General features: G+C 46.1%; 3 protein-coding genes. All 3 read left to right on the forward strand.

Going from position 1 to position 2260, the window contains the following annotated elements; genetic code table 11:
* Positions 1–198: 198 nt before the first annotated feature.
* A complete protein-coding gene (locus tag EBR25_13260; GenBank protein ID NBW41949.1) occupies positions 199–1011 on the forward strand; it encodes a 3-deoxy-manno-octulosonate cytidylyltransferase in 813 nt (270 codons plus the stop codon).
* 1 nt (position 1012) lies between these two features.
* A complete protein-coding gene (locus EBR25_13265; GenBank protein ID NBW41950.1) occupies positions 1013–1648 on the forward strand; it encodes a histidine phosphatase family protein in 636 nt (211 codons plus the stop codon).
* Between the two features lie 146 nt (positions 1649–1794).
* A partial coding sequence (locus EBR25_13270; GenBank protein ID NBW41951.1) for a carboxypeptidase regulatory-like domain-containing protein occupies positions 1795–2260 on the forward strand: 466 nt, incomplete at its 3' end.

A 2260-nucleotide genomic window follows, 5' to 3' on the forward strand; every position in this document is an offset into this window, starting at 1 on the left:
GGGATTATATATGTGCGAGCCTACAAGCGACTCACACCCCTGATATGGGAGCTTTGATAAAAATGTGCTCTATGTACATCTTATCTTTTATTGGATCATCCATTTTGTGATTTTTACCTAGTCTGCCTCCACGAGAGATTCTTTGAAGCTGACCAGTCTTCAGCTAGTATAGACAGGTATTCACTGGGGATATCTCTTATGGCAACAGCAGCTATCATCATTCCAGCAAGGTATGGTTCAACTCGATTTCCGGGTAAACCCTTAGCACTACTCGACGGGAAGCCAATGCTTGCTTGGGTTGTGTCTCATGCCACGGAAGCTGCTCGCCTCGTTTCAAAGGAACTTGAAACGTTTGTTGGAGTGGCTACTGATGATGAACGAATTGAGATGGCATGCGAGGAACTCAATATCCCTGTTGCTCGAACCTCCTCTGAACTAAGAACAGGCACCGATAGAACCTATGCCTCCCTTCAAGTATTTGGCATTCAACCAGAGATTATTCTCAGCCTACAAGGGGATTCACCCCTAACTCCACCTGAGCTCATCGCTCAACTCTTATCATCCATGCTTGATGTGCCCACTCGAGAAGTCGCTACCCCAGTGGTGCAACTGAGCTGGGAGGCACTCGATAACCTGAGAGCAGCCAAGCAAGATTCACCCTTTAGTGGCACGACCTGTATTCGAGATACAGACGGTCGAGCGCTCTGGTTCTCAAAAAATATTATTCCTCTCATTCGTGCTGAAGACGCACTCAGAAAAAAAAGTCTCTTAAGCCCGATATTTCGACATCTTGGGCTCTATGCGTTTCGAGCTAAAACTCTTAAAGCATTCGTATCGCTACCAGAAAGCCACTATGAAAGACTAGAAGGGCTCGAACAGCTCCGGCTCCTTGAAAATGGAATTCCTATTCACTCAGAGCTCGTTGCCTCAGACTCGCTGCCGCCGCTTCCGGGAATCGACACTCCCCAGGACTTAGAACGAGCAGAGTTATACCTAAGGGGAAAACGGTAACATGCGACTACTGGTAGCCCGTCATGGCAATACATTCCATACTGGCGATGTTATCCTTCGAGTCGGTGCAAAAACCGATCTCCCTCTTACAGACGAGGGCAAAGCCCAAACACGGCTTCTGGGCTCACATATAAGTCAAACCTACGGCACTCCGAGTGTTATCTTCACTGGCAACTTAAAACGGCTTCAGGAATCAACACATCAGATCGCCTCCGTTTTCTCATCAACACCAAAGATGATAACAGACCTTCGGTTTAATGAGCTTGATTACGGTATTCATGATGGAATGCGTGAAGAGCAGTTTGTACATCTTGTTGGCACAAAAAGGCTTGAGCAATGGAATCAGTGTGCCATCCCCTTAGAAGAGTGGCAGGTCTCTCGAGAGGAGCTGTTTCGAATCTGGGAAGAATTTAGCGAGGAGTTAAAAAGTGGGATACATGGCTCACTTGTCCTTGTGGTAACCAGTAATGGAATTGCTCGCTTTGCTGGGGGAATTACTGGTAACTTCGAGCGATTCTCAAAGGAGTATTCGTTAAAACTTGCAACGGGGGGATACGGGGTTTTTTCTCTCGATTCAGATGGGAATTGGCAAGTTGAAGAGTGGAACATTCGCCCCGAACCTCTTTGCAAAGGCTAAAGTGAAATTGAACGTGGAAACGAAAAACGTAAAAACAGGGGTTTCTGAGGAGTTATCACTGAAAAAATTGGGCGATCTTCCAAAACCTCTAAAGTTTTCGGGAAAGTAGAGCGATTTCTAAAGAGTATTCTAGGACTCGTGAAAAGATGCAAACCACCAACCGATTTAAACTCCAGCCCCTGATCCGAGTTTTGACTTTGTTCCTCAGCCTCTCGTTCGCTGTCATCGGTACGGGATGCGCGGGTGGAACACGCGGAACCAATATTTCTGGTACGGGAACAGTCAGGAGTGCAACTGGAGTGCCTGTTCAAAATGCCACCGTTACAAATCCTTACAATCAAAGAACAGCCACTACTGATACTGATGGGAACTTCTTATTACGGGAGTTAGAGCTCGATCCCAACACTCCTACCTCTCTCGTAGTTCTCGATGATAATAAAGAATACATAACAAAAGAATTTATTCTATCAGAAGGCAATTCAACTTCCTTTGCTCTAGAGATTACATTACCGAGCGAACCTAATGAGCCTGCAGAGGTCAAGGTTACACAACCAAAGTCAACAGGTAGTAGTGGGGAAGATGGAGTTCAAAATCTGAATGGCAACTCTGACT

It is taken from the genome of bacterium, assembly GCA_009926305.1.
Classification (GTDB): domain Bacteria; phylum Bdellovibrionota_C; class UBA2361; order UBA2361; family RFPC01; genus RFPC01.

Excerpts from the sequence above, each read along its gene's own strand:
- EBR25_13265 (NBW41950.1), top strand. The coding sequence starts at position 1,013 with ATGCGACTACTGGTAGCCCGTCATGGCAATACATTCCATACTGGCGAT.
- EBR25_13260 (NBW41949.1), top strand. The coding sequence starts at position 199 with ATGGCAACAGCAGCTATCATCATTCCAGCAAGGTATGGTTCAACTCGA.